Source organism: Rhizobium sp. 10PS4 (assembly GCF_032464805.1).
Lineage (GTDB): Bacteria > Pseudomonadota > Alphaproteobacteria > Rhizobiales > Rhizobiaceae > Rhizobium > Rhizobium laguerreae.
Genome location: NZ_JAWDIW010000012.1, coordinates 158,447 through 182,778 on the forward strand (window position 1 = coordinate 158,447; position 24,332 = coordinate 182,778).

Consider the following 24,332-nt stretch of genomic DNA (forward strand, 5'->3'; position numbering starts at 1 on the left):
CGTTCCTCAGCGCCGACCGGCGCGTGAGGGCATGCAGTCTCGCTCAGTCCGGCCGAAGCCGGTCGAGCGCCTTTTCGAACGCCGCCTCTCCGCGGCGCGAAACTTCTGTGATGCGACCACCTTCGATGATGGCGATACGGTCTGCGATCGCCGCCTCCCGGCGGATATGCGTGGCGATCACCAGCGAGCGGCCCGCCGCCATTGCCGACAGCCGGCTGAGCACGTCGCGGGCGGTGACGCCGTCAAGACCCTCGGTCGGCTCATCGAGCAACCAGAGCGGCGTGTCGCGCAGGAAAAGCCGGGCAAGCGCCAGCCGGCTCGACTGTCCACCGGAAAGACCGAGCCCGCCTTCGCCGAGCCGGGTATCGATCCCCCGCCGCATGGCCTCGATATCGGCAAGCAGGCCGGCGGCGGCGAGCGCTTCGCAAAGACGGGCCTCGTTCGCATCCGGGTTTGCAAGGAGCAGGTTGCCGCGCAGGCTGTCCTCGAAGAGCTCCGTCCGTTGCGTGAGCAGGGTTGCTGTCATCACGGCAACATTTCCTTTCCTTGCCGGCAATTCGCCGGAAAGCAGGGCAAGCAGGCTCGACTTGCCGGCACCGCTGCTGCCGATGACGGCGAGGCGTTCGCCCCGATGAAGCGCAAGTTCGATATCCTCGAGCGCCGGCACGGCGGAGTTTTCATGGAAGGCTGACACCTTCACCAGCGAAAAAGCGCATCCCGGCAACGGCGCCGGCAATGGTTCGGGTGCCGCCGCGACGGCAAGCCGCGGCGCGATGCGCCGTGCCGCAAGCAGCGTCCTGCCGAGTTCCACGGCGCCACGGCGCAGCGCTGCGAAGGGTTCGACTGCCGCAAAAGCGACGAGCAGGCCGAGCGCGGCGACAGGGGCGTTGATCGCCTTCGTTTCCGCAAGTGCTGCGACGGCAAGCAGCGAAGCCGTCAGCAGCAAGGTCGAGACGAGGCCGAAGCCGAATGTCAGGCCGGTCTCGACGCGGTTCAACTGGTCGTCGGCGCGGGCAGAGTAAGCGTCGGCCGCAGCGATGGTACCAGTCTGCGCGGTAAGCCGGCCGGCCATCAGCAGATCGGTCTGGCCGGCGACGAGATCGATCGTCCGCGACCGCAGCGCCTCGATGCCATGGGCGCGTCTGCGAGCATGTTTGCGCGCCACCCGGCCGGCGATCAACGGCAGACCGAGGCCGGCACCGGCGAGAAAAAGGCCGAAACACAGGCCGAACACGGGATGCATCAGCCCCAGCACGAGGCTTGCCGCCAGTGCTGCACCGATCGCCACCGCGGCCGGCACGAGGATGCGCAGGTAGAGGGAATCGAGCGCATCGATATCGGCCGTCAGTCGGAAGAGCAGCCGTGCGGGACGATGGAGCAGGGCGCGGGCAGCACCCGGTTCGGCAAAGCCGCGAAACAGCCTTTCGCGCAGGGCGGCGAGCACGCCAAGCGTTGCGTCATGGGTCGCAAGCCTTTCGCCGTAGCGCGCGGCCGTACGGACGATGGCGAGCAGGCGGATGCCGGCTGACGGCGCAAAGACGTCGAAGGTTATGGCGGCAGCAGCCGAAAGGCCGGCGAGTGCGGTGGCGGTGATGAACCAGCCGGACAGGCCGAGCAGGGCGATGCCGGCGGTCACCGTCGCCGCCGAAAGTGCTGCGCCGAGCAGCAACGCACGCCGGCGCTCGGCAAGGAACAGGCGCAGGATCGGCTTGAGGTCCGCAGCAAATCCGCTCATTCGGCGGCCTCCCTCATAACGATGCCGGCATCGACGCGCATGGTGCGATGCATACGGGCGGCAAGCAGCGGATCGTGGGTCGCAACGATCAAAGTGCGGCCCCTGGCGAGCGAAAGCAGGCTCTCGGTCACCTCGGCGGCGGTGACGGCGTCGAGATGTGCGGTCGGCTCGTCGGCCAGGATGATCCGGAGATGCGGATTGCAGGCGGCACGCGCGATCGCAAGCCGCAACGTCTCGCCGCCGGAAAGCCCGATCCCGCCTTCGCCGAGCGGCCGGTTGCCATAGGCGGCGGCGACTTTTCCAAGCCTGGCGACGTCGAGCGCATCCGTCACGTCGCCGCGCAGGATACCGGGCCTGCCGAGCGCGATATTGCCGGCGATCGTGCCTGCGAAAATATGCGGTCTTTGGCCGATCCATGCCATGCTGGCCCGCAAGGCGTGGGCGCTGTCATCCGCAAGTGCGGTGCCGCCGATGACGATGCCGCCACCGGTACAGGGCGCCAGTCCTGATATGAGCGAAAGAAGCGTCGACTTGCCGGAACCGCTGGCGCCGAGAAGCGCCAGATGTTCGCCGGCCGCGACATCGAGGTTGAAACCGTCGAGGATCAACGGTTCGTCGGCGTTGTAGCGGAAATCGACATTCTCAAGTCGGATGGCCGGCGCTTCGACGACGGCAGATGCTGCTGGCGCAACGTCGGCTGCTCCTTGGATGGACAGCCCGCCGGCAGCGAGGGTGTCCAGGGCCTTCAGCGCCGCTTCGCCGGCCGCCCGATCATGCCAGACGGCCGAGAGTTCACGCAGAGGCTCGAAGAAGGCCGGTGCCAGCAGCAGGATGAACAGTCCCTCGGTCAGGTCGAGCCGGCCTACCCAAGTGCCGAAGCGGATCTCACCGAGCAGGCTGAAGCCGACATAGACGGCAATCATCGCCACGCCGAGTGCGGCGAAAAGCTCGAGCACCGCCGAGGACAGAAAGGCGATTTTCAGCACCGCCATGGTGCGCACACGCAGCGACTCCGCCTCCGACCGCAGGCGGAGTGCCGTTGCATCGACTGCGTCGAGCGCACGGATGGTCGCCAGTCCGCGCAGCCGATCGAGCAGGAAGCCGTTTAGGCCGCCGGTCGCGACAAGTTGCCTTTCACTGGCCGCCTGGGCACGCCAGCCGATCAGCGCCATGAAGATCGGGATCAGCGGCGCGGCAAACAGCAGAACCAACGCCGCGGTCCAGGAGACCGGAAGGATAAAGGCAAGGATGATGAGCGGCACGAGGCTGGCCTTCATCCGTGCCGGCTGGAAACGGGCGAGATAAGGCACGATCAGCTCGGCCTGTTCGCCAACGACACTTGCCGCTTTGCCGGAGGCAGATCGGTCGCGATCGACCGGCGACGACACGGAAATTGCCGCGGCGGCGATCTGCCGCCTGCGGCTGAGTTCAGCGCGGGCGGCTTGAAAAGCCAGGCGGCCGCCAGCCGCATCGAGACAGCTTCTTGCAAATCCGAGGACGAGGATACCGAGGGCGGGCCAGAGAACGTCATGCAATCCGCCGCCATCGGCGATGCGGCCGACCGACACGGCCAGCAATGCCGCCTGCGGGATCCAGACGGCAGCAGCCAGCGCCTGCAGCATTGCCGCTCTGCGCAGCGCACCTTTCGCATCATCGGGGCCGGTGACAGACGAGACCGTATCGCCGTCCGGCACCGGCTCGGCGCCCCGTCCGTCCTTCGCGTCGAAGAAAGCAGTGCTCATGGCGCTAACTCTTGTTCGCAGGATTTGGCCGGCGGCTGCGGCCGAGCGAAACGACGCGGTCCTTGGCCTCCAGAAGCTTGGTCACTTTCGCGCCCAGCGAGAGTAGCGTTGCGAGCCTTTCTGTTTCAAGTTGTTTTACGTCTTCATACCAATGCGTCAGTTGCTCGATCAGCGTGTGCATCTCGCTCATGCGCTGCTGCGCATGCCGCTCGGCGTCGCTGGCCGGCCGCTGCATCAGGATCTCACGCAGAACCGACAGCGTCGGATCGACTTCACGCTTCTTTCGCTCCTCGGCAAGCGTCCTCAATATCTGCCAGACATCATCAGGCGTGGTGAAGAAATCGCGGCGGTCGTCTGGCTTGTGTTTCAGGATGACAAGGTTCCAGGCCTGCAGTTCGCGCAGGCTCATCGACACATTGGAGCGCGAGATGCCAAGCGACTCGGCGATTTCCTCGGCGCAGACCGGCGCGGGCGAAACGAAGAGCAGGGCATAGATCTGGCCGACCGTGCGGTTGATTCCCCAGCGGGACCCCATTTCGCCGAAGTGGAGAACGAAGGACTGGACGAGAGGCGGAAGGTTCATGGTCGTTTCCGTTGCGTCTATGATTTCAGAAATTTCTGAAATCACTATACTGACTTTCGCGTCTCACCGGCAATCGGCAAGGCAGGCCTGCGTCAATTTGGATGTTCGTTCGTTGATCGTGGGCTAGATATAGCCGGACGCGATGTGGCTGGATTTGACTTGGGTCAAGTCCACAGCACTTTGCAGCGATGACGCAGAAACGCCCGGCGATGCGTTACGCAAGCCGGGCGTCCTCTCGGATTGAGATGTCTAGGCCGCCGATGCCGCCCAGTTCTTGTTCAGGAATGCTGTCAGGCTCAGATCAAGCCGGCCAGAATGCCGACACCGGCAACAGCAGCAAGACTGCCGGCCGTGCGTGTCACGAAGAGGCCATGACGTTCACCGGCGCGGCCGATGAGATAACTAAGGACGAGGCCGGCGACATGCAGCAGTGCGGTCGCGACCATGAAACCGGCGGCATAGGCGGCACCGGCGGCATTTTCCGGCATTTCGGCGCCATGTGCAAAACCGTGGAAGATGGCGAAGAGGCCGACGATGCCGAGTGCTGCGGCGAGCGGCGCCTTGACGTGGAGCGCAACGACGGCGCCGAGGACGACAACGGAAAGCGCGATGCCGATTTCAACGAAGGGAACGTTGATGCCGGCAACGCCGAGGGCACCACCGAGCGCCATCACCAGAACGAAGGTCGTCGGCACGAGCCAAGTGGCGCGGCTGCCGAGCTGAAATGCGAAAACACCGACCATCACCATGGCGAGAACATGATCAAGGCCAGAGATCGGATGGGCAAAGCCATGGCTGAAGCCGGCAGCTTCGCCGATGGCGGGATGGGCATAGGCGACAGCCGGAAGCGCTGCGGCAGCCAAGGCAAGCAGGCCGCTCTTGAGTGCTGATTTCATTGGCTCATTCCCCTCGTGAGTTTTCGAATATCCTGCGGCCGCCGAACACAGGCACGGTTCCAAGTCGCGCGCATCACGCTAATTCAAAGAATTCACGCCGTCAACGAAAATGCCATGAAATACCGAGCCAATTCAATTGCTTATCTGATAGGCAGATGCCACTTTCGATAGCTTCTCCCGGCGCGCCGCGCCTCAAGATCGAACTGGAAACAACTCCGCACAGGGGCTATCAATCGTCCGGCAGAAACGGTGCAAACCGCCGCGATGGAGGAGACGCCCATGACGAATACCGAACGGCCGCTGGCGATCAGCGCGCCCGAGCCGCGCACGCTTGATCTGATCTTCAGCGACAGCGCGCGCGCCGACCTGCAGGCGAAATATGAGATCGTCGAGGCCGACCCCGAGAATATCGCCGGGCTCGGTGACGGCATCCTCGGCAGGGCACGCTACATCATCGGCCAGCCGCCGCTTTCGGCGGAAACGCTGGCCAGAATGCCGGGCCTGCGCTCGATCCTCAATGTCGAAAGCAATCTGCTCAACAACATGCCTTATGAGGTGCTCTTCCAGCGCGGTATCCACGTCGTGACGACAGGGCAGGTCTTTGCCGAACCGGTCGCCGAAATCGGCCTCGGTTTCGCCCTGGCCTTGGCGCGCGGCATCGTCGACGCGGATGTCGCGTTTCGCCAAGGCAGCGAACTCTGGGGAGGGGAGGGGAATGCAAGTGCGCGGCTGATCGCCGGTTCCGAGATCGGCATCGTCGGCTTCGGCGATCTCGGCAAGGCGCTGCGTCGTGTGCTTTCCGGCTTCAGGGCGCGCATCCGGGTATTCGACCCCTGGCTGCCGCAATCGATCCTTGAGGAAAACGGCGTCGAGCCCGCAAGCCTTCAGGAGGTCCTGACAAAGAGCGATTTCATTTTCGTCGCCGCCGCCGTCACCAGCGAAAACAGCAAATTTCTCGACACTGAGGCCTTCGCCAGCATGCGCAGGGGCGCGGCCTTCATCCTGCTCAGCCGCGCCGATGTCGTCGATTTCGATGCGCTGATGGCGGCCGTCTCGTCAGGCCACATCGTCGCGGCGAGCGACGTCTACCCTGAGGAACCGCTGCCGCCCGACCATCCGGTGCGGAGCCTGAAAGGTTTCATCCGCTCGGCGCATAGGGCAGGCGCGCTCGACAGCGCTTTCAAGAAGATGGGCGACATGGTGCTCGAAGACATGGACCTGATGGATCGCGGACTGCCGCCGATGCGTTGCAAACGGGCGGAACGCGAGACGGTCTCCCGCATGCGTTCCAAACCGGTCGCGGTGAATTAGAGCATTGGTTTTGAGCGCCGCATCAAGCGGCGCGCTCCTCGGCACCCTGGATCGCCGCAAGCTTCCAGTCGGCGCCAGACTTGCGCACGAAGGTCCAAACCTCGGTGCTTTCGCTCGGACGGCGGTCGTCGCCGGAAACGACGCGGCCGCTGTCGCGTTCGACCATCGCGTCGATCGAGGAATAACGCATGGCGAGCGTCGCATATTCCTGGCCGTCCTCGCGCCAGGCCTCGGCAATATCGCCCTGCAGCAGCTTGACGTCGGAGACGCTGTTGCGCACGCCATTGGTGGCGTTTTCGCCAAGCTCCTCGGCGAGATAGGACATCGCCTCGGGCGTCGTCAGCCGGCGCAAGGTGCCGTAATCCTCGGCGCCGTAAGCGGTCTGCACTTGGGTCAGCAGTTCCTCGAACTGATCGAGATCAGCCTGCGTCAGCCCAATCTCGTCACTCGGCCGATTGCCGCGCGACTGCCCGCCGAAACCGCCCCCCGAACCGATCGTCGGGATCTGGAAGGACGAATTATTCGTGGGCGACATATTATAGGACCGGCTCTGACCGCCACCGACGCCGTAGGAAGGCTGGCGGCGGTTGGCGAAATAACGCATGGCGAGCATGACGGCGCCGCCGATCAATGCGATCTGCAGCAACATGCCGAGGAAGCCGAAGCCGCCGCCGAAACCGTGGCCGAGCAGCATGCCGAGAAGGCCACCGGCAATCAGGCCGCCGATCATCGAACGGCCGAAGCCGCCGAAGAAACCGGGGCGCTGAGCGCCGAGGGGCTGCTGAGCGGTAGCAGGTGCGGTGGTCTGCGGACGTGGCGTCATCGACCGTTCGATCGGTGCTGCGGTCCCAGGCGCGGTGCTGGTGACAGGCGGCGCCTGGAAGGTGCGCGTGCCGCGGCTTCCGAAACCGAAGCTGCCGGCGCGGCGCGCCTCGGCATCGTCGAGGGAAGCAAAAACGGTGGCGCTCGTCAGAGCGGCAATGGCCGCGATCTTGGCAAAACGCGAAACGGCACTCGGCATTCCTGATCTCCTGTCATGCGCAATCACGGCATGTCGAGTTGTAATATAGGGACTCTTTCCGCCGTGTGAAGCTCTTCGGCGCCATTACTGGCAGACGTCGACCCAGCTGGCGCCGGCCAGCTCTGCCAGCCGTCCGGTTTCGATGCGCACGGCCGAGTTTGTCGAGCCGGCGGCCGGCACGACTTCATCGAAGCGTTTCAGCGAGATATCGCAATAGATGGGCAACGGCGAGGGCAGACCGAAGGGGCAGACGCCGCCGACCGGATGGCTGGTGACGGCCACAACCTCTTCGGCATCGAGCATTCGCCCCTTGGCTCCGAAGGTGTCCTTGAACTTGCGATTGTCGAGCCGCGCCGTGCCGCCGGCAACGACCAGCATCATCTGCTCGCCGACACGCAGGCAGATCGTCTTGGCGATCTGGGCCGGCTCGACGCCATGTGCTTCGGCGGCAAGCGCCACCGTCGAGGAGCTCTTGGCGGTTTCGATGATTTCGATATCGGGTGCGCGGGCGCTGAGGAAGGCGCGGACGGATTCAAGGCTCATGACGCGATGCTAGCCCAGCAAATACGCAATTTGAAGCGTAAAAGACGCCTGTCAAAAACCGCCGCTTGCAAGTCGTGCGGACATCGTCATAATAATTTTGCACACGTGCTCAATTTTGTCATTCGGCCGTTACGTTCAACCCCTAGAGCGGGATACGCCACGTTTTCGTGGGGTTTTCGGAACGGCCGTCACGCAACAGTGATGACCCGTCAAGAGGCCTCACACTGCTCTTCCAGGGAGATGAAGAAGATGACCATTTTGCCGACATTGAAATCGCTTGCCGTCGCCGCCGCCATCCTGGCTTCGACCTCCGCAATTGCACTCGCCAAGGACGTTCACATCAGCGTCTGGGCCGGCGGTACCGGCCCGAACGACGTCTATCGCCTCGACGCCATCGAGATCGCAGCCCAGCAGCTGCAGCGCGAAGCCGCCCTCAAGGGCGAAGAGCTGAAGATCACCGTCGAGAAGAAGCCCTATTCGGCCTGGGAGGACTTCAAGCAGGCGCTGACCCTCGCCGCCGAAGCCAAGACCGCTCCGAATATCGTCGTCAGCGGCCATGAAGACATCGCACCCTGGTCGCAGGCCGGGCTCATCGTTCCGATCGAGGACTATGTCGATCTCGATTCATGGCCGCTCAGCGACATCTATGAAAACCTGTTGCAGATCGCCTCCTACAACGGCACCGTCTACGGCATCCCGCAGGATGCTGAATCCCGTCCGATGTTCTTCTGGAAGCCTTACATGAAGGCGATCGGCTACAGCGACGCCGATCTGGATGCGCTGCCGCAGAGCGTCCAGGACGGCAAGTACACCATGAAGAACCTGCTCGAAGACGCCAAGAAAATGCAAGACAAGGGCCTCGTCCAGGCCGGCTACGGTTTTTATCCGCGCACCAGCAACGGCCCTGATTACTGGCAGTTCTACACCAGCTTCGGCGGCACGATGGAAGAAGGCGGCAAGCTCGTTTTCGACAAGGCCGCGATGACCCGCACCTATCAGTTCTTCGCCGATGCCGTGAAGACCGGTGTTACCAAGAAGAACCACATCGGCATGCCGGGCGACCAGTGGTGGAAGGAAGTCGCTACCGGCAAGGCCGGCATCTGGGACGGCGGCACCTGGCACTATGCCCGCCTCGTCAACCAGGAAGGTCTGAAGGACTTCTTCGGCAACGTGATCTTCACGCTGATCCCCGCCGGTGAAGGCGGCAAGGCCAACACGCTGACCCATCCGCTCGTCTACCTGCTGACCGCAGGTCATGACCAGGAAGACACCGAGATCGCCGCCCAGCTGGTGAAGATCGCCTCCGAGCCGCGCACCAACGCGCTGCATGCGGTCAAATCCGCCCATCTCGGCATCTCCAAGTCGGAATCCACGGTCGACTTCTACTCGGCTGACCGCTGGACCCGCGAAGCCACCGAGCGCCTGCTGCCGCATGCCAATGCGATGCCGAACAATTCCGATTTCGGCAAATATTGGAACATCATGTGGAAGAACCTCGAAGCATCCTGGACCGGCGCCAAGACCGTAGACGCCGCGATCGGTGACGCCGAAAGCGAGCTGAAGAGCACGCTCGGCGACAAGATCGTCATCCGCTAAGATCGAAGCACTCTACCGGGCGGCGGCACCGCCGCCCGGTCGGTCCGCGATGAGGGGGCTTCCATGAAATCGTCCAGAACGCTCGGACTGGTGATGATCGCGCCTGCCGCGATCATGATCGTCCTGTTCTTCCTGATGCCGGTGGTTCTGACGGCGGTCTTCTCGATGACCAATATGACGACGGCGACCGGCATTTCCGGCGGTGTCTACCAGATCGCGCCCAATTCCCTGATCGCGCTAAAATCGGCGATACCAGACATCGCAGCCGAGATGGCCGAACCGCGCTACACGATCGACGATGCGGGCCTCAAGGCCATTGAAGGCCTCGGGCTTGCGCCTGGGATTGCCGCGGAATTGCGCGCCAAACATACAGGTGAGGTGTTCACGGCACGCCGCGACGTCGAGCGCATGATCAAGGATCTTGCCGAGCGACCTTCGACACGCGAGGTCAAGCAGATCTCCGAACAGTTCAACCGCTCCGTCCTCAACACCCGTTTCGACAGCAAGGAGCAGCTCTTTTCGTCGCTGGATAGTCTGGGGTTCAAGCTGACGCCGGAACAGAAGGAAACCGTCGCCAGGGTCACCTATACCGGTTGGACCTGGACGACCGACAATTTCTCACGCATGGCCACCTCGCCCGACATGGCGCGTGTGCTTTTCAATACCGTGCTCTACGTCGCGCTGGTGCTGATGCTCTTCAATGTCGGTTATGCGCTGTTGCTCGCCATCCTGACGCATTACATGCCGCCGACGCCTGCCTCGATCTTCCGCGGCATCTGGCTCCTGCCGCGCATAACGCCCGTCGTCATTTACGTCATGCTGTGGAAGTGGCTCGCCTGGGACAGCGGATTCATCTCTATCCTGATGGGCAAATTCGGCTATCCGCCGAAGAACTATCTTCTCGACAACGCCTATAATGCCTGGTTGTTCGTCGTGCTGATCAACGGCTTCATCGGCGCCTCGATGGGCATGCTGGTGTTCTCCTCGGCGATGAAGGCCATTCCGAAGAGCCAGTTCTATGCGAGCGAGGTCGACGGCGCCTCCCGCTGGCAGCAGATCCGCTACATCATCCTGCCGCAGATGCGCTGGCCGATCCTCTTCGTCACCTGCTATCAGACGCTGTCGCTGCTTGCCTCCTTCAATGAAATCCTGCTTGCGACCAATGGCGGACCGGGCAATGCGACCGAGGTCTGGGCGCTGTCGGCCTATCACACTGCGCTGAGGAACTATGCCGGCAACCTCGAATACGGCTTGGGTGCCGCCATGGCCTTGGTGCTGGTCGTCATCGGCGTGGCGATGTCGCTTCTCTATCTGCGCGTCTTCAGCTACGGCACGCTTGTCGCCAAGCCCTTGATCGAGGATTGACCATGGCCGAACGATCGCAGCCCTCGGCAAATTACCGCAGCTGGCCTGTCATAACGGCGCTGACTATCGTCAGCCTGCCGCTGCTCCTAATGTATGTCTATCTCTTCCTCGACACCGTGACGGTGAAGCAGGCGGACGCGCTGCTGCCTTCGGGCTTGACGCTCAATCACTGGCGCTTCCTGTGGCAGACGACGGAGGGCAAGGCGAACATCTGGCAGGTGACTGTGAATACGTTGCTCTTTGCCGCCTGCACCACCAGCCTCGTGCTCATCGTCTCGTCGATGGCGGGCTATGTTCTGTCACGACTGAACGTGCCGGCGCGTGGCTTCTTCCTTGCCGGCGTCATGGTACTGCATGCCTTTCCGTCGGTGACGCTGATCATCGCCATCTTCATCGTGCTGCAGATGATCGGCCTCTACAATTCGCTGATCGGCGTCATCCTGGTGAAGGCGGCGATCGACCTGCCGCTCGGCATCTGGCTGATGAAGGGCTTCTACGACACAGTGCCGTGGGAAATCGAAATGGCCGGCGTCGTCGACGGCGCCTCGCGCTTCCGGGTCTGGCGCAGCCTCGTGCTGCCGCAGGTCAAGCCCGGGATCATGGCGCTCGGCCTGTTCTCCTTCCTCTCCGGCTGGGGCGAGTTCATCCTGCCGCAGGTGTTGGCGCCTGGTAACCAGGTGCAGGTGCTTTCGGTCTATCTCGCGGCATTCCTCGCCGACGACAACAATTATGACTTCAACATGTTCAAAGCGGTCGGCGTCTTCTACCTCGTTCCAGTGCTGCTCGTTTACGCGCTCTTCAACAAATACCTCATGAACATCTACGGCGGCGGGAGCAAAGGCTGATGCGCATCCTCCTCGACAATTTTTCGAAGAGCTTCGGCACCACCAAGGTCATCGAGAACATGCGGCTCGAAGTCCGCAACGGCGAGATGCTGGCGTTGCTCGGTCCTTCCGGCTGCGGCAAGTCGACGACGTTGTTTGCGGTCTGCGGTATCCACCGGCCGACCGGCGGACGCATCCTCTTCGGCGACCGTGACGTCACCGACCTGCCGAGCCAGGCCCGCAATGTCGGGGTCGTCTTCCAGTCCTATGCACTCTATCCGCACATGACGGTTACCGAGAACATCGGCTTTCCGCTGAAGGTGAAAGGCATGCCGGCCGCCGAAATCCGCAAGGAAGTCGACCGCATCGCCGCCCTCGTTCAGATCGGCAACCTGATGGGCCGCAGGCCGGCCGAGCTTTCCGGCGGCCAGCAGCAGCGCGTGGCCCTGGCGCGCGCGCTGATCCGCAAGCCCGATGTGCTGCTGCTCGACGAGCCGCTCGCCAATCTCGACGCCAAGCTGCGCCTCGAAATGCGATCGGAAATCCGCCGCCTGCAGCGCGAAACCGGCATTACCGCCATTCTCGTCACCCACGACCAGGTGGAGGCGATGAGCATGTGCGACCGTATCGCCATCATGAAGGAAGGCGAGATCGTTCAGATCGCCACGCCTGCCGAAATGTACAATGATCCGAAGACCGCCTTCGTCGCCGGCTTTCTCGGCAATCCGCCGATTACCTTCCTGCGCGGCGTAGCGGACAAGGGCGCCTTCACAATCCCGCAAAGCGAGATCCGCGTGCCGCTGCCGGATACTGTTGGTGCCGCCGACGGCACCAAGCTGATGCTCGGCGTTCGGCCGGAGCATTTCACGCCGGCAGGCGACATCGCCGTGCCGGGCAAGGTCACCTTTGCCGAAACGCAGGGCCGCGAAAACCTCTACGACGTGGCTCTTGCCGGCGGACCGCTGCTGCGCTCGATCCAGCCGGTGCGCAGCGATATCCATGTGGGCGACGACGTCCGCTGGGCGATCGACAGCCGCGGCGTGTTCATCTTCGACGAAAATGGCAGGAGGCTCTGATGACCCGCGATTTCTCGGCATTTTTCGAGCGTTACGGCTGGCCATTGGGCAAGGGCCGGCTTCCCTTCTGCATCGGCCATCGCGGCGCCAGCGGCCATGAACGCGAGAACACGATCGCTGCTTTCCGCCGCGCCGCCGAACTCGGCGCGGAAATGTGGGAGCTCGACACGCAGCTGACCAAGGACGGCGTGGTCGTCGTCTCGCATGACGATCACCTCGAGCGCGTCTTCGGCATCGACCGCCGCATTTCCGAAATGACGGCGGCAGAGCTCGCCGGTCTCGACGGCGTCGACGTGCCGAGTTTTTCGGAGGTGGCCGCGCTCGGCCGCGAGACCGGGACCGGTCTCTATGTCGAACTGAAGGCACCTGGGACCGGCATGCGCTGCTGGCAGCACCTTGCCGAGATGAACCAGCGTTTCGCCTGTCTCGGCTCCTTCGACACGGCACAGGTGCGCGAACTTAGCGACGCGGCCTGCGATTTCCCGCTTTCGGTGCTGATCCGGGTCGGCCACGATCCGCATGCGCTCGGCGACGAGGCCGGCGCCGATATCCTGCATCTATGCTGGGAGAGGGCAGGCGAACGTCCGCAGGATCTGGTGACCGACGCGCTGATGCGCCGCGCCTTCGATGCAGGCCGCGAGATCGTGCTCTGGCACGAGGAACGGCCGGCCATTCTCGATGACCTCATGAAGCTTCCGGTTCTCGGCATCTGCACGGATCTGCCCGATCTGATGCGGCCATCGGCGGTCAAGGAAAAAGCAGTTGGCAGACAAGGATAAGGGACCGCGCAAGGTAACCTCCTTCGACGTGGCGCGCGTGGCCGGCGTCTCGCGCGCTGCCGTGTCGCGCGCCTTTACGCCGGATGCCAGCGTTTCGCCGAAGACGCGCGAAAAGGTCTACCAAGCCGCCAAGGAACTCGGCTACCGGGTGAACTATCTTGCCCGAAGCCTCACCAACAAACGCTCCGATCTCGTCGGCCTCGTCGCCGCTGGCCTCGACAATCCGTTCCGCACGCTGCAGATCGAAAATCTGGCAAGAGTGCTGCTTGCCCGCAATTTCCGCCCCATCCTGCTCCCGACCTCGCCGGAGGCCGATACCTCGACGGTCATCGGCCAGCTGCTGCACTACGCCGTCTCGGGCGTCATCGTCACCTCGGACGCACCGCCGACCGAGATCTGTGAACAATGCGCAGCCGAGGGCGTGCCGATCGTGCTGATCAACAAGGGCAACGACATTCCCTTCGTCGACCGCATCATCTCCGACGACGACATGGCCGGCCAACTCGCCGCCACCCACCTGATCGACAGCGGCGTGCGAAAGCCCGCCGTGATGGCCGCGCCCGCCATATCCTACACGGCGCGGCGGCGTAGCGAGGCGTTCGTCGCACGCTGCAAACAGCTCAGCGTCGAGCCGGAATTTCTGCATATCAAAATCAACGACTACCGAAGCGGCTATGAAGCGGCCGCCGAACTTGCCGCGTCCGGCATCGACGGACTGTTTTGCGCCAACGACTACATGGCCTGCGGCGTCATCGACCGCGTCATGCAGGGCCGCGGCCGTGATGATGCGCCGCCACTCTCCATCATCGGCCATGACGACATTCCTCAGGCGAGCTGGACCGCTTACGATCTCACGACCATCCGCCAACCCTGCGACGTCCAGGCCGAAAAGACGGTCGACCTGCTGATGAGCCGGATGGCTGAGCCGGAGCTGACGGCGCGTGTCGAATTCACGCCTGTGACACTGATCAGAAGAAGGACCGCCTGATGAATGCCGCATTCGATGCCGCCGCCATCCGCGCACGGGCGGAGGTCGCGATTACCGTTGCCCTCGAGGCCGGACGGGAGACTGCCCGGTTCCGGCGCGACTCGAATTTCGGAACGCTTGCCGTCGAAAACAAGGGATTGCAGGATTTCGTCACCATCGCCGACAAGAATGCCGAGCAGGCGATCCGTGACGGACTGCTCTCGCGTTTTCCGGATGATACTTTCATGGGAGAAGAGAGCGGCGGAAGATCGGGCGAGGGCGGCACCTGGGTCGTCGATCCGATCGACGGCACGACCAACTATATCAGGGGCTTCCGGCACTGGGGCGTCTCGATCGCCTTCGTCGCCGGCGGCAAGGTGGAGATCGGCGTGGTCTACGACGCCGCCGGAGACAAAGTGTTTCACGCCGTGCGCGGCGGCGGCGCCTTCAAGGACGGGCTTCCGGTGCATGCGGCTGCGACCGCCGATCCGGCCAATGCGCTTGTCATTCTCGGCCATTCCCGCAAGACGAGCTTCGACGACCATCTCGCGCTCTCGCGACGGCTCCACGAACGCGGTATGGATTATCGCCGCATGGGCGCGGCCGCGATCGACCTCGTTCGCGTCGCCGAGGGGTCTGCCGATCTCTACTACGAACGCCACCTCAATGCCTGGGACATGCTCGCTGGCGCGCTGATCGCCGAAGAGGCCGGCGCGATGGTGGCGATGCCGCCGGTCGACGGGCTGCTTGCGCAGGGCGGGCCTGTCATCGCCCACTCGCCAGGGCTTGCCGGCGAATTCGCGTTCATCCTCGACATTGAGGGGCTATAGATACACCGTCCCAGAGACGCGATCCGCCCGAATGGCGAAACTGCGAGCGCTACCCAACAACGCGATTGCGACCGCTCTTTTTCGCCGCATAGAGATTCTGATCGGCGATCGCCAAAATCTCGTTCGGAGACTTGGCAGACAGGGTACCGGCAACACCTATGCTGATCGTAACGTGCAGCCCGTTGCAGATCTCGGACCAATCCCACTGTTCAATGGCCGAACGCAGCTTTTCGCAGACATCGGCGGCGCCTCGGGGAGCGCCGGCGAGCAGGACGACGAATTCCTCGCCGCCAAAGCGAACTGCCTGATCGGTAATTCGCAACTGGCTGCGCAATATGGCCCCAATGGTACTCAGGACCCGGTCGCCGATCATGTGAGAGAAGTTGTCGTTGATCGACTTGAAGTGGTCGACATCCAGCATCGCGATGGAATGTGGACGCTTCTCAGACGTCAGTTCCTGAAAGCGGCTGTCGAGATATTTGCGGTTATAGAGCCCGGTCAGCGTGTCCAGATAGACGGCACTGGCAAGGATATCGGTTTGCTCCTGCAATTTCTGATAGGAGGCCTCCAGCGTTTCCGCGCGCTTCGTCTCCGTTTCGGCGACTTCCTTAAACCGCCTGGTTTCATAGTAGATTTCCGCGAGACGTGCGCGCTGCTGGGTTCTCTCGGCGCTATTGCGCAAATAGGCTTGGTGGTATTTTTTATGTGCCGCCAGCGCCGGATCGAACTGTCCCAGCCCCTCATAGGCCTGCGACAGATAAAGATAGATCTGGATACAGGAATCGAAACTGCCGCCGGCGTCGATCAGCTCCACCGCCTCGAGCAGCGGTGACAGGGCTTCTTCGAATTTTCCGGAATTGTTGTAGATCTGGCCCAAGGTGTAGAGATATTGCTGCCTGTCCCTGACATAGCTGTTTTCTTGGAATAACCGGTAGCGGACCATGCACTGGAGCGCCTCGTCATGCTCGCCCAGGTGGCTGTGGAACTCGGCTTTATTGCCGAGACAGATGCGAGCAGCCCAGCTGTCACCGGTTTCAGTTGCGATGTCGAGCGCCTGTTCGGTCAGTTCCAGCGCTCTCACCAGCATCTGGCGTCCTTGTCCCGGCTGGCCGAGCGCCTCCGCGATATATCCGCCTTCCGAATGAGCGCCGCCGAGATTGATCAGCCACCAGCATTCATAGGTCTTGTTGCCGATCGATCTGGCGAGTTCGACGGACCTCTCGCTCATCAAGATGGCCCGGTCGGGCTGCTTGTTGTACCAGAAGATAATTCCAATCACGTTGGTCGCTAGGCTTTGCGCTTTCGGATCTGCTGTCTTGTCGGCCAGATCAAGCGCGCGCGTCGCTTCTTGGATCGCTTCCTCCGGCAAGCCCAATTCCAAGAGCAACCATCCGAAATACGCCCGGGCACAGGATTCTTGTTTGGGCTCCCCGCTCAATTTCCAGAAGTCTACCGCCCGGCGGACATGCGTCAGTCCAAGTTCGGCTTTGCCGATTTGAAAACAGTACCAGGCAATGTCAGTATCGCATTGAGCGGCGAGCCGATCGTCGCCCCGAGTCTTGGCATCAACCAGAATTTCGCCGGCCAGTGTGAGTGCCTCAAGCGAACGGCCTGTACAGCCAAGATGCCACGCGTCCTGCAAGTTGGAATTTGCTTGTCGAGTAATTGTATCGGCATCAACAACTTGCATTTCGGACACCAACATTTGTCTGCTGGCTATGGATAGCATCAGAAGTTTAAAATGATGCAAACTGCAAAAAACATGCAACAAACCCCAGAAACAGGGTATCGAAACCTCTCACACCTTTCGGCATGATGCAACAATTCGAAGTGCTGCAGCGTCCTTTGCGCATCTCGAAAGACGCGCGGTGCTGTAAGCCGGCCGGTTAATCCGCCATGCGGCGGCGCCAGGCACGTTCGGTCCCCGGCGCCTCATCGGTGGTGATCTGATCCGGTTTCAGCGCCATCAGCGCCGAAAAGCTCCGCCATTCTTCTTCGCTGAAATCGGCCTCCGAATCCTTCAGGGTGAAGGTCCAGGCATCGACACGTTTGCCTTCGTCCTGGCAGAGCGCGATCATATCCAGCCCCGCATTAGCGGCATCAAGGATCAGCGGCCAGTGCAGATAGATCGTGTCCGGTTCGGTCGGGCCGCTGAGGTCGGCGCGCAGTTCCGTCTCGACCGCCTTCCAGCCGTTGGCCATCCTGATATCGTAGAGCTTGTTGGTCGGATCGATGCCGCGCAGGAGATGGGGAAGCTTCTCCTTGACCGCGACGATGAGGTCGAGACTGTCGCCACTGACGATCACCGAGGCTGTGATATCGCGGAAATGCGTGGTCAGATGCGCGACGCCCCTGGCGCCGATCGCTTCGTAGTCGTCCTTCATGTCGAATTGCAGCAATGCGGCTGGATGCGCCGATTGCATCATGGCAGCGAGATCCTCGCTGAGGATCAGCGGCCGGTCGCCCTCCTGCATCCTGATATCGCTGAGGTCACTGACGCTCTTTTCGGCGACCGGTCCATGTCCTGTCGTCTCGCCTTCGAGTTCCTTGTCGTGCAGCACGACGAAACCGCCGTCGGCGCGCACGCGCAGATCGAGCTCCATCGAGGCGCCCGCCGCAAAGCCCTCCGCCATCACTTCGGCTGAGAACAGCGGGTCGGAAAACCGCTTGCGCAGGCGGTGCCATTTCAGGCGGGTGCGATGCCCCTCATGCGAAATCTCGAGCCCCTGCGCATCCAGCAATCTCGTCATCTGCACCAAGTCTCCGCGATGCCACATTCCTGCCCTGACGAACCGTGATGATCAAGAGCCGAATACGGTTTTCATCGGCTATAGGCCGAGGATATCGCCTCCGAAGCGGCTGCTATGTCCGAGGGATGCCCGGCCTGCCTGAGGGCCGCGCCATACGCCACGACATTCGAAAGCACCATCTGGAATCCGGCGCGCGGACCAGTGTGGTTCAGCCGCACGAGACGGGCCGGTGCGGTTCCGACGCCTTCGCTCAGCTCGACCCCGAGCTGCCCGGCGGTTGCGATCAGCGCGGCAGGCTCCAGTGTCTGCGGCACTGGTACCGACGTCACCAGGTTCGAAGCCTTTGCTGCCGGTACCCAGGCCGAGGCTCCGAGTGCGGCAAGCCCTGCCCGTGTCGCCGATGCCGCCAGGGCATGGCGGGCGACGACATTCTCCAGGCCTTCAGCCTCGATGCGGTCGAGCGCCGTCTCCAGCGCGAAGAATTCCAGCGGCGCCGGTGTTCCCGGCAGGCTACGCCGGCCGCCGTCGATCCAGCTCTTCAGATCGGCCAAAGACAAGATCGACTCGCGCGGGGCGCCGTCTCTGAGGATCAGATCCCAGGCGCGGCCGCTGACTGAAATTGCGGACACGCCGGCCGGGCCGCCGAGCGCCTTCTGTGGCCCGATCACCGCGATGTCAATGCCGAGATCGTCGACGTCGAGCTGATGGCCGCCGACCGAGGCGACCGCGTCGACGACGGTGACGATGTTGCGAGCTCGGGCAAGCGCCAGTATCTCGGGCAGGGGGTTGAGAATGCCGCTTGCGGATTCGGCATGGACCAGCGCCAGGACATCGATGTGAGCACCGGCGTCGAGCGCGTTTGCAACGGATTCGATCTCAATCGGCAGGCCCGGTTCGGCGACAACATCCTCAACCGTCGCGCCACCCTGGCGCAGCCATTGCCCGAACCAGCCACCATAGGGGCTAGTGATGATGTTGAGCGCTGAAAGGCCGGGGCGCGCAAGGCTGGCCGCCGCCGCCTCCAGCGCCACCACCGCCTCGGCCTGCACCAGCACTATGTCGTTGCGGCTGTGCAAGATACCGCCAATCCTGTCGGCAAGGACGGCGTAGCGCCCGGCGGGATAGGAGGGCACGCCATGCAGGGGATTCCAATCAAGATCGGACATGGATACTTCCTTCAGCAAGGATCGGTCACGAGACGGGGAACGGCGGCAACGAGTGCGCGGGCGGCCGCCGATTGCGGCGCGGCAACGACCGCCGCTGCCGGTCCGGTCTCGACGATCCGTCCGCCATCCATGACGGCGATGCGGTGGGAGACAGCGCGGACCACGGCAAGATCGTGCGAAATGAACAGACAGGCAATGCCCTGTTCTTTCTGCAGATCGACCAGAAGCTCCAGGATCCTGCCGCGCACGGTCACATCAAGCGCCGAGACCGCTTCATCGAGCACCAGCAGCGAGGGCCGCGTCGCAATCGCCCGCGCAATCGCTACACGCTGCCGCTGACCGCCGGAGAGTGCCCGCACCGGACGGGCGGCATGATCTGCGGTGAGGCCGACACGCTCGAGTAGCATGATGATCTCGCCGGGGCGCCGATCCTTGCCGGCGATGCCGTGGATGCGAAGCGGATCGTCGAGCACTGCACCGACGCTCGCCAGCGGATTGAAGGCGGCGAGCGGATCCTGAAACACCATCTGCATACGCGCCCGCCGGCGCCGCAAAGGCGCACCATTCAGCGCCAGCCAATCCTCTCCCTCGAAGCGAATCGAGCCGGCATCGGCAGCAACAAGCCGCAGCAGGATGCGCGATAGCGTCGATTTTCCACTGCCTGAGGCGCCGACGAGACCGAGCGTTTCCCCCGCCGCGATGGTGAGCGACACATTATCGAGAGCAGCAATCCGCCGTCCCGCAGACGAAAAACTTTTCGACAGGTTTTCGATGGAAAGCAGCCTGTCGTTCATGACGGCACCTCCGCGATCAGCGGCGGCGTCGCGAGATCGCGATGGCTGGCGATGAGGGCGGCGGTATAGTCGCTCTCAGGCGCCGAAAGCACCGAGCGGACGGGACCTGCCTCGACCAGCCTCGCATTGCGGAAAACGGCGATGCGATCGACGAAGCCCGAGGCCAGCGCGATGTCGTGGGTGATGAAGAGCAGCGTCATGCCATCCTCGCGCACCAGCCCGTCGAGCAGGCGGACGATCTCGGCCTGGACGACGACGTCGAGCGCGCTGGTCGCCTCGTCGGCGATCAGCAGAGCGGGTTTCGCGGCAATGGCCGCCGCAATCGCCACGCGTTGACGCTGGCCGCCGGAGAGCTGATGCGGAAAGGCCCGCATCACCTTGTCAGGCTGCGGTATCCGTACCCGCTCAAGCAATTCCTCGGCCCTGGCATAGGCCTGTCTCCAGCTGAGGCCGAGATGGCGCCTGGCGCCCTCGGCGATCTGCTCGCCGATCGTCAAAACGGGATTGAGGCTGGAGCCCGGATCCTGGAAGACGAAGCCAAAGTCGCGGCCTGGGCGAGGCGGATGACCAAGGCCGGGCCAAAGTATCTCGCCGCCGACCTTCGTTCCCTCCGGCAGCAGACCGGCAAGCGCGCGGGCAAGCGTGCTCTTGCCGGAACCACTTTCGCCGATGATCGCCAGCCTTTCGCCGGCGACGATATCAAGATCGATATGGTCGAGCGCGGCTGCACCGCTGCTGCCCCCATAGGTGACCGAAAGCTGTCGCAGGCTCAATAAAATCCCGCTCATGCCGCCCTCATGCCATTGTCGCCAAGCGCCTTGCCCAGACCCTCGCTGAAGAGATGGACGCCGAGCACGGTCACTGCGAGTGCAGCACCCGGTATGACCGAGAGATAGGATGCCGGCCGCAACACGCTGCGGCCCTCTGCGATCATCGAACCCCAGGTGGCGATATTGGGATTGCCGAGACCCAGGAATGAAAGCGCTGCCTCGGTGAGGATCGCACCGGCGACGATGGTGGCCGAAAGCGCCAGCACCGGCGGCAATGCATTCGGCAGGATTTCGCGGAAGGCGATCTCGGCCGGATGCATGCCGATCACCCTTGCCGAGGCGACATAATCCTGCTCGCGGATCGCAAGCACCTGCGCTCTCGTCACCCGCGCCGGATCGGCCCAGGTCCCGAGTGCGATGGCAAGGACGACAACCGGCGTCGACACGCCGATAGTGCTGACGAAAGCGAGGGCGAGCAGGAAAGCCGGCACGATCTGGAAGGCGTCGACCACTCGCATCAGCGCCTCGTCGACGAGCCCGCCGGCAAAACCGGCCGCAAGGCCGACGCAGAGCCCAAGCACCATTGCCGCAAACGCTGCCGCGAGGCCGACGGCAAGCGAGGTTCTGGCACCATAGAGCAGGCCCGCCAGGACGTCGCGGCCGAGACGGTCGGTGCCGAGCGGAAAAGCCGGATCGGTGAACGGCGCCAGCAGGGCGCGGCCGGCAATTTTCAGCGGATCGCCCGGCGAAATAACGGGAGCGAGCAGCCCGGCCAAAAGCAGGACGAGAAGGATCGCAAATCCGGCCGCACCTTCCGGCGTGCGTAGCAGGCGCCGCAGCCAGCTCATGCGCCGCCCTCCGATGCGCCGATGCGCGGGTCGAGTGCGGCATAGACGAGATCGACGAGGAAATTGACCGAAATGACCAGGACGGCGCTGGTGACGATGATGCCCATCAACAACGGCGCGTCGCGGCCGTTGACCGCCTCCTGCGCCAGCCGCCCGAAGCCCGGGATTGCAAAGATGCTCTCGATCACCACGCTGCCGCCGAGCATGGCCGCCAATTGCAGCCCGAGCATGGTGACGAGCGGCAGCAGAGCATTGCGCGCGACATGGCGCAGCACGATCCGGCTCCGCGACAGCCCCTTGGCCCGGGCGAAGAGCACGAAATCGAGCTTCCAGACCTCGGCCATGCCGCTGCGCATCACCCGCAGAAATAAGGCAAGATAGATCAGCGCCAGCGCGCCGACCGGCAGAACCAGATGATCGGCGATATCGAGCGCCCGCGAAAATCCTGTCTTGCCGGAAGCAATCGTCTCGACGCCGGCGATCGGAAACCAGCGCAGCTTCACCGAAAAGGCGATGCTCAGGACCAGGCCAAGCCAGAAGCTCGGAATGGCATAGACGATCAGCGAGCCGATCGACAGCAGCCGATCCCGCAGGCCGCCCGGCCGCGCCCCGGCAAGGATGCCGAGCGCCGAGCCGAGGCCGAAGGATAGCGCCGTCGCACTGCCCATCAGCAGCAGCGTATTAGGCAGGCGTTCGGCAATGAGCGCACCGACCGGCCGGCCGAAGGCGACCGACCAGCCGAGATCGAAGCGTGCGAGTGAGGAAAAATAGAGCCAGAGGCGCGCGAACATCGATTCGTCGAGGCCGTAGCTCTCGCGCAGCGACTGCCTAAGTGCGGCATCGCCGCCGCCGATCGAGCCGAGATAGGCGTCGACAGCATCGCCCGAGGCTGACTCAAGCAGGAAAAAGGTGAAGACCACCACGATCAGCAGCACTGGAATGCTGCTGATCGCCCTGCGCCTCAGGAGGATGATGGCTCGTTTCACGCCTGACAGGGCCTCTGGAAGGGAATTGCCGCCGATCCTATCACGATTGCAACGCGGTATCGCCCCAGTTCGAGACGGCCCAGCGCGGATTGTCCGCGACGTTGAGCACGCTGTCGCGCGCAACGGTGATGAAGCCCCACTCCGCAACGTTGATCAGCGGCAGGTCGGCTGCGACGAGCTGCTGGAACTTGCGGTAGAGATCGGTGCGCGCCGCCGTGTCGACAGTCTCCGATGCCTGCTTGATGATCTTGTCGAGCTCCGGATTGATGTAGCCGCCCTGATTGGAGAAGGGCACGCCGGCTGGCGTGCCGGACTGGACGAGAATGGTGGTGGAGATCGCCGGATCACCGCGGAAGACCGGCGGACCGACGGCGAGGTCGAAGTCGTGGTCGGTATAGACCGCTTTCTGGTGCGCGGCCGCATCGGCATTGACGATCTCCGCATTGATGCCGATCACCGCGAGCGCCTGGCGAAGGTAATCGCCGAACTGCCGGGTCTCGTTGAAATAGGGCGCGGGGCGAAGCTTCAGCGTAAAGCGGTTGCCGTCTGGCCCTTGTTTGTATCCTGCCTTGTCGAGAATGTCGTTGGCGGCCGCAGGGTCGAACGCATAGGTCGCGACATCGGGTGTATAGAACTCCGGCGCATTCTTCGGCACCGGGCCGGTCGAGGCGGCGGCATAACCGAGGAAGATCGTGTCGACCACGAATTTCTTGTCGATCGCCTGGGCGATCGCCTGCCGCACCCTGAGGTCGGCCAGTTCCTTGCGGCGATGATTGATCTCGACGACGAGCTGGTAGGTCAGGGCCTCATAGCCCTTCGAGATCACCTTGATGCCGGCGACCTTCGAAATACGGTCGAGATCGGCGAGCGGCACCGCGGAGAAGGCGGCAAGCTGGATTTCCTCTGCTTCGAGTGCTGCACCCGCCGACTCGCGATCGGGCAGCACCCGGAAGATGATCTCGTCGAGTTTCGGCTGTTCCTTGTCCCAGTAATTCTCGTTGCGCGTCAGCCGGTAATATTCGCCGGGCTTGTGTTCGGCGAACTTGAACGGACCGGTGCCGATCAGTGTATTGTTAGCCGGGTTGGTGGCGATATCGGTACCGTCGAAAATATGTTTGGCAACGACGCTGGTCACGACAGGCAGGGCGTTGCGGATGAGCTGGAACGGCGTCGGCTTGGAGAAGCGGAAGATGGCGGTGTAATCGTCAGGCGTATCGACGGCTTCGAGATTGGCGAAAACCAGGCGGCCCAGATTCTGCAGCGGCTTCCAGATGTTGAGCGCGGAGAAGGCGACATCGACCGAGGTGAACGGCTTACCATCGTGCCAGGTGACGCCGTCGCGCAGCTTGAAGGTGACGGAGAGGCCGTCATCCGAGCCCTCCCAGGAGGTGGCGAGGCGCGGTGAAAGCCCGTCCTTGCCGTCGAACGACGCTTCGGCGAGCGGCTCGATCACCTTGCTTGCGACGAAGAAGACGCCGTTCGAAGCGACGATGGCAGGATTGAGGTTCTTCGGCTCGGAATCGGCCGCAACGATCAGCCGGCCGCCGCCGCCCGGGGTGGTCTGCGCGGTCTGCGCAAGCGCCTGCCGGGCGAGCGCCGTCGAGGCAAGCAGCAGAACAGTGCCCTTCACCAGCGTGCGCCGCGAGATAGATGATACGGTCATGACCCCCTCCTGATCTGTGAACAATTCGCCGGACTATATTCGAAGCGAAAAGATCATTGCGACAGATATTAAATTCGAATGCCCGGC

General features: G+C 63.1%; 22 protein-coding genes. 8 read left to right on the forward strand and 14 right to left on the reverse strand.

Going from position 1 to position 24,332, the window contains the following annotated elements; all coding sequences use genetic code 11:
- Positions 1-43 precede the first annotated feature (43 nt).
- The 4 genes from RWJ89_RS22955 to RWJ89_RS22970 form a co-directional block, all read right to left on the reverse strand.
- The gene (locus RWJ89_RS22955; RefSeq protein ID WP_316031483.1) at positions 44-1,735 is read right to left on the reverse strand and encodes an amino acid ABC transporter ATP-binding/permease protein; all 1,692 of its coding nucleotides are present in this window, start codon (positions 1,733-1,735) and stop codon (positions 44-46) included.
- On the reverse strand, positions 1,732-3,477 hold the full coding sequence (gene cydD / locus RWJ89_RS22960) for a thiol reductant ABC exporter subunit CydD (RefSeq protein WP_316031484.1): 1,746 nt from the start codon (positions 3,475-3,477) through the stop codon (positions 1,732-1,734). Before cydD ends, RWJ89_RS22955 begins: the two co-directional genes overlap by 4 nt.
- Before the next feature lie 4 nt (positions 3,478-3,481).
- Positions 3,482-4,060 carry a GbsR/MarR family transcriptional regulator gene (locus tag RWJ89_RS22965; RefSeq protein WP_026157699.1) on the reverse strand — a complete coding sequence of 193 codons (579 nt, stop codon included), beginning with the start codon at positions 4,058-4,060 and terminating at the stop codon, positions 3,482-3,484.
- Positions 4,061-4,356: 296 nt separating this feature from the next.
- Positions 4,357-4,956, reverse strand: a complete 600-nt coding sequence (locus tag RWJ89_RS22970; RefSeq protein ID WP_170269300.1) for a HupE/UreJ family protein — start codon at positions 4,954-4,956, stop codon at positions 4,357-4,359.
- 279 nt (positions 4,957-5,235) lie between these two features.
- Here RWJ89_RS22970 and RWJ89_RS22975 point away from each other — a divergent pair, with 279 nt between their 5' ends.
- Positions 5,236-6,267: a hydroxyacid dehydrogenase gene (locus RWJ89_RS22975; RefSeq protein WP_221946710.1), complete on the forward strand. Its 1,032-nt coding sequence runs from the start codon at positions 5,236-5,238 to the stop codon at positions 6,265-6,267.
- A 22-nt stretch (positions 6,268-6,289) separates the two neighbouring features.
- Here RWJ89_RS22975 and RWJ89_RS22980 read toward each other — a convergent pair whose 3' ends face one another.
- Both RWJ89_RS22980 and RWJ89_RS22985 read right to left on the reverse strand, forming a co-directional pair.
- Positions 6,290-7,288 carry a Tim44 domain-containing protein gene (locus RWJ89_RS22980; protein WP_316031485.1) on the reverse strand — a complete coding sequence of 333 codons (999 nt, stop codon included), beginning with the start codon at positions 7,286-7,288 and terminating at the stop codon, positions 6,290-6,292.
- Between the two features lie 84 nt (positions 7,289-7,372).
- A complete protein-coding gene (locus RWJ89_RS22985; RefSeq protein ID WP_316031486.1) occupies positions 7,373-7,831 on the reverse strand; it encodes a YbaK/EbsC family protein in 459 nt (152 codons plus the stop codon).
- 249 nt (positions 7,832-8,080) lie between these two features.
- Between RWJ89_RS22985 and RWJ89_RS22990 the strand changes: the two genes are divergently transcribed.
- From RWJ89_RS22990 to RWJ89_RS23020, 7 genes are all read left to right on the forward strand, one after another.
- Entirely contained in the window at positions 8,081-9,427 is a 1,347-nt protein-coding gene (locus tag RWJ89_RS22990) for an extracellular solute-binding protein (RefSeq protein ID WP_131665845.1), read from the forward strand.
- A gap of 63 nt (positions 9,428-9,490) precedes the next feature.
- The gene (locus RWJ89_RS22995) at positions 9,491-10,792 is read left to right on the forward strand and encodes a carbohydrate ABC transporter permease (protein ID WP_131665844.1); all 1,302 of its coding nucleotides are present in this window, start codon (positions 9,491-9,493) and stop codon (positions 10,790-10,792) included.
- Between the two features lie 2 nt (positions 10,793-10,794).
- Complete coding sequence (locus RWJ89_RS23000) at positions 10,795-11,637, forward strand: carbohydrate ABC transporter permease (protein WP_221946712.1); 843 nt, start codon at positions 10,795-10,797, stop codon at positions 11,635-11,637.
- A complete protein-coding gene (locus RWJ89_RS23005; RefSeq protein WP_131665842.1) occupies positions 11,637-12,692 on the forward strand; it encodes an ABC transporter ATP-binding protein in 1,056 nt (351 codons plus the stop codon). Before RWJ89_RS23000 ends, RWJ89_RS23005 begins: the two co-directional genes overlap by 1 nt.
- Positions 12,692-13,471, forward strand: coding sequence for a glycerophosphodiester phosphodiesterase (locus tag RWJ89_RS23010; protein ID WP_077979792.1), 780 nt, complete (start codon positions 12,692-12,694; stop codon positions 13,469-13,471). The genes RWJ89_RS23005 and RWJ89_RS23010 overlap by 1 nt, the downstream gene beginning before the upstream one ends.
- Positions 13,455-14,459, forward strand: coding sequence for a LacI family DNA-binding transcriptional regulator (locus RWJ89_RS23015; protein WP_025398536.1), 1,005 nt, complete (start codon positions 13,455-13,457; stop codon positions 14,457-14,459). The genes RWJ89_RS23010 and RWJ89_RS23015 overlap by 17 nt, the downstream gene beginning before the upstream one ends.
- A complete protein-coding gene (locus RWJ89_RS23020; RefSeq protein WP_316031487.1) occupies positions 14,459-15,268 on the forward strand; it encodes an inositol monophosphatase family protein in 810 nt (269 codons plus the stop codon). Before RWJ89_RS23015 ends, RWJ89_RS23020 begins: the two co-directional genes overlap by 1 nt.
- Before the next feature lie 49 nt (positions 15,269-15,317).
- Here RWJ89_RS23020 and RWJ89_RS23025 read toward each other — a convergent pair whose 3' ends face one another.
- From RWJ89_RS23025 to RWJ89_RS23060, 8 genes are all read right to left on the reverse strand, one after another.
- Positions 15,318-16,973: a sensor domain-containing diguanylate cyclase gene (locus RWJ89_RS23025; protein ID WP_025398538.1), complete on the reverse strand. Its 1,656-nt coding sequence runs from the start codon at positions 16,971-16,973 to the stop codon at positions 15,318-15,320.
- 181 nt (positions 16,974-17,154) lie between these two features.
- Positions 17,155-18,018 carry a glycerophosphodiester phosphodiesterase gene (locus RWJ89_RS23030; RefSeq protein WP_316031488.1) on the reverse strand — a complete coding sequence of 288 codons (864 nt, stop codon included), beginning with the start codon at positions 18,016-18,018 and terminating at the stop codon, positions 17,155-17,157.
- A gap of 71 nt (positions 18,019-18,089) precedes the next feature.
- Complete coding sequence (locus RWJ89_RS23035) at positions 18,090-19,184, reverse strand: aminotransferase class V-fold PLP-dependent enzyme (RefSeq protein ID WP_077979793.1); 1,095 nt, start codon at positions 19,182-19,184, stop codon at positions 18,090-18,092.
- 11 nt (positions 19,185-19,195) lie between these two features.
- Entirely contained in the window at positions 19,196-19,978 is a 783-nt protein-coding gene (locus RWJ89_RS23040) for an ABC transporter ATP-binding protein (protein ID WP_170269307.1), read from the reverse strand.
- A complete protein-coding gene (locus RWJ89_RS23045; RefSeq protein WP_316031489.1) occupies positions 19,975-20,766 on the reverse strand; it encodes an ABC transporter ATP-binding protein in 792 nt (263 codons plus the stop codon). The genes RWJ89_RS23040 and RWJ89_RS23045 overlap by 4 nt, the downstream gene beginning before the upstream one ends.
- A complete protein-coding gene (locus RWJ89_RS23050; protein WP_316031490.1) occupies positions 20,763-21,596 on the reverse strand; it encodes an ABC transporter permease in 834 nt (277 codons plus the stop codon). The genes RWJ89_RS23045 and RWJ89_RS23050 overlap by 4 nt, the downstream gene beginning before the upstream one ends.
- Positions 21,593-22,582 carry an ABC transporter permease gene (locus tag RWJ89_RS23055; RefSeq protein ID WP_221946720.1) on the reverse strand — a complete coding sequence of 330 codons (990 nt, stop codon included), beginning with the start codon at positions 22,580-22,582 and terminating at the stop codon, positions 21,593-21,595. The genes RWJ89_RS23050 and RWJ89_RS23055 overlap by 4 nt, the downstream gene beginning before the upstream one ends.
- A gap of 40 nt (positions 22,583-22,622) precedes the next feature.
- Complete coding sequence (locus tag RWJ89_RS23060; RefSeq protein ID WP_316031491.1) at positions 22,623-24,245, reverse strand: ABC transporter substrate-binding protein; 1,623 nt, start codon at positions 24,243-24,245, stop codon at positions 22,623-22,625.
- Positions 24,246-24,332 lie beyond the last annotated feature (87 nt).

Coding starts and splice junctions, on each gene's coding strand:
- RWJ89_RS23060 (WP_316031491.1), bottom strand. CDS start 24,245: ATGACCGTATCATCTATCTCGCGGCGCACGCTGGTGAAGGGCACTGTT.
- RWJ89_RS23050 (WP_316031490.1), bottom strand. CDS start 21,596: ATGAGCTGGCTGCGGCGCCTGCTACGCACGCCGGAAGGTGCGGCCGGA.
- RWJ89_RS22990 (WP_131665845.1), top strand. CDS start 8,081: ATGACCATTTTGCCGACATTGAAATCGCTTGCCGTCGCCGCCGCCATC.
- RWJ89_RS23020 (WP_316031487.1), top strand. CDS start 14,459: ATGAATGCCGCATTCGATGCCGCCGCCATCCGCGCACGGGCGGAGGTC.
- RWJ89_RS22980 (WP_316031485.1), bottom strand. CDS start 7,288: ATGCCGAGTGCCGTTTCGCGTTTTGCCAAGATCGCGGCCATTGCCGCT.
- RWJ89_RS22965 (WP_026157699.1), bottom strand. CDS start 4,060: ATGAACCTTCCGCCTCTCGTCCAGTCCTTCGTTCTCCACTTCGGCGAA.
- RWJ89_RS22995 (WP_131665844.1), top strand. CDS start 9,491: ATGAAATCGTCCAGAACGCTCGGACTGGTGATGATCGCGCCTGCCGCG.
- RWJ89_RS22975 (WP_221946710.1), top strand. CDS start 5,236: ATGACGAATACCGAACGGCCGCTGGCGATCAGCGCGCCCGAGCCGCGC.
- RWJ89_RS23030 (WP_316031488.1), bottom strand. CDS start 18,018: ATGACGAGATTGCTGGATGCGCAGGGGCTCGAGATTTCGCATGAGGGG.
- RWJ89_RS23045 (WP_316031489.1), bottom strand. CDS start 20,766: ATGAGCGGGATTTTATTGAGCCTGCGACAGCTTTCGGTCACCTATGGG.
- RWJ89_RS23040 (WP_170269307.1), bottom strand. CDS start 19,978: ATGAACGACAGGCTGCTTTCCATCGAAAACCTGTCGAAAAGTTTTTCG.
- RWJ89_RS23005 (WP_131665842.1), top strand. CDS start 11,637: ATGCGCATCCTCCTCGACAATTTTTCGAAGAGCTTCGGCACCACCAAG.
- RWJ89_RS23000 (WP_221946712.1), top strand. CDS start 10,795: ATGGCCGAACGATCGCAGCCCTCGGCAAATTACCGCAGCTGGCCTGTC.
- RWJ89_RS23035 (WP_077979793.1), bottom strand. CDS start 19,184: ATGTCCGATCTTGATTGGAATCCCCTGCATGGCGTGCCCTCCTATCCC.
- RWJ89_RS22985 (WP_316031486.1), bottom strand. CDS start 7,831: ATGAGCCTTGAATCCGTCCGCGCCTTCCTCAGCGCCCGCGCACCCGAT.
- cydD (WP_316031484.1), bottom strand. CDS start 3,477: ATGAGCACTGCTTTCTTCGACGCGAAGGACGGACGGGGCGCCGAGCCG.
- RWJ89_RS23010 (WP_077979792.1), top strand. CDS start 12,692: ATGACCCGCGATTTCTCGGCATTTTTCGAGCGTTACGGCTGGCCATTG.
- RWJ89_RS22955 (WP_316031483.1), bottom strand. CDS start 1,735: ATGAGCGGATTTGCTGCGGACCTCAAGCCGATCCTGCGCCTGTTCCTT.
- RWJ89_RS23025 (WP_025398538.1), bottom strand. CDS start 16,973: ATGTTGGTGTCCGAAATGCAAGTTGTTGATGCCGATACAATTACTCGA.
- RWJ89_RS22970 (WP_170269300.1), bottom strand. CDS start 4,956: ATGAAATCAGCACTCAAGAGCGGCCTGCTTGCCTTGGCTGCCGCAGCG.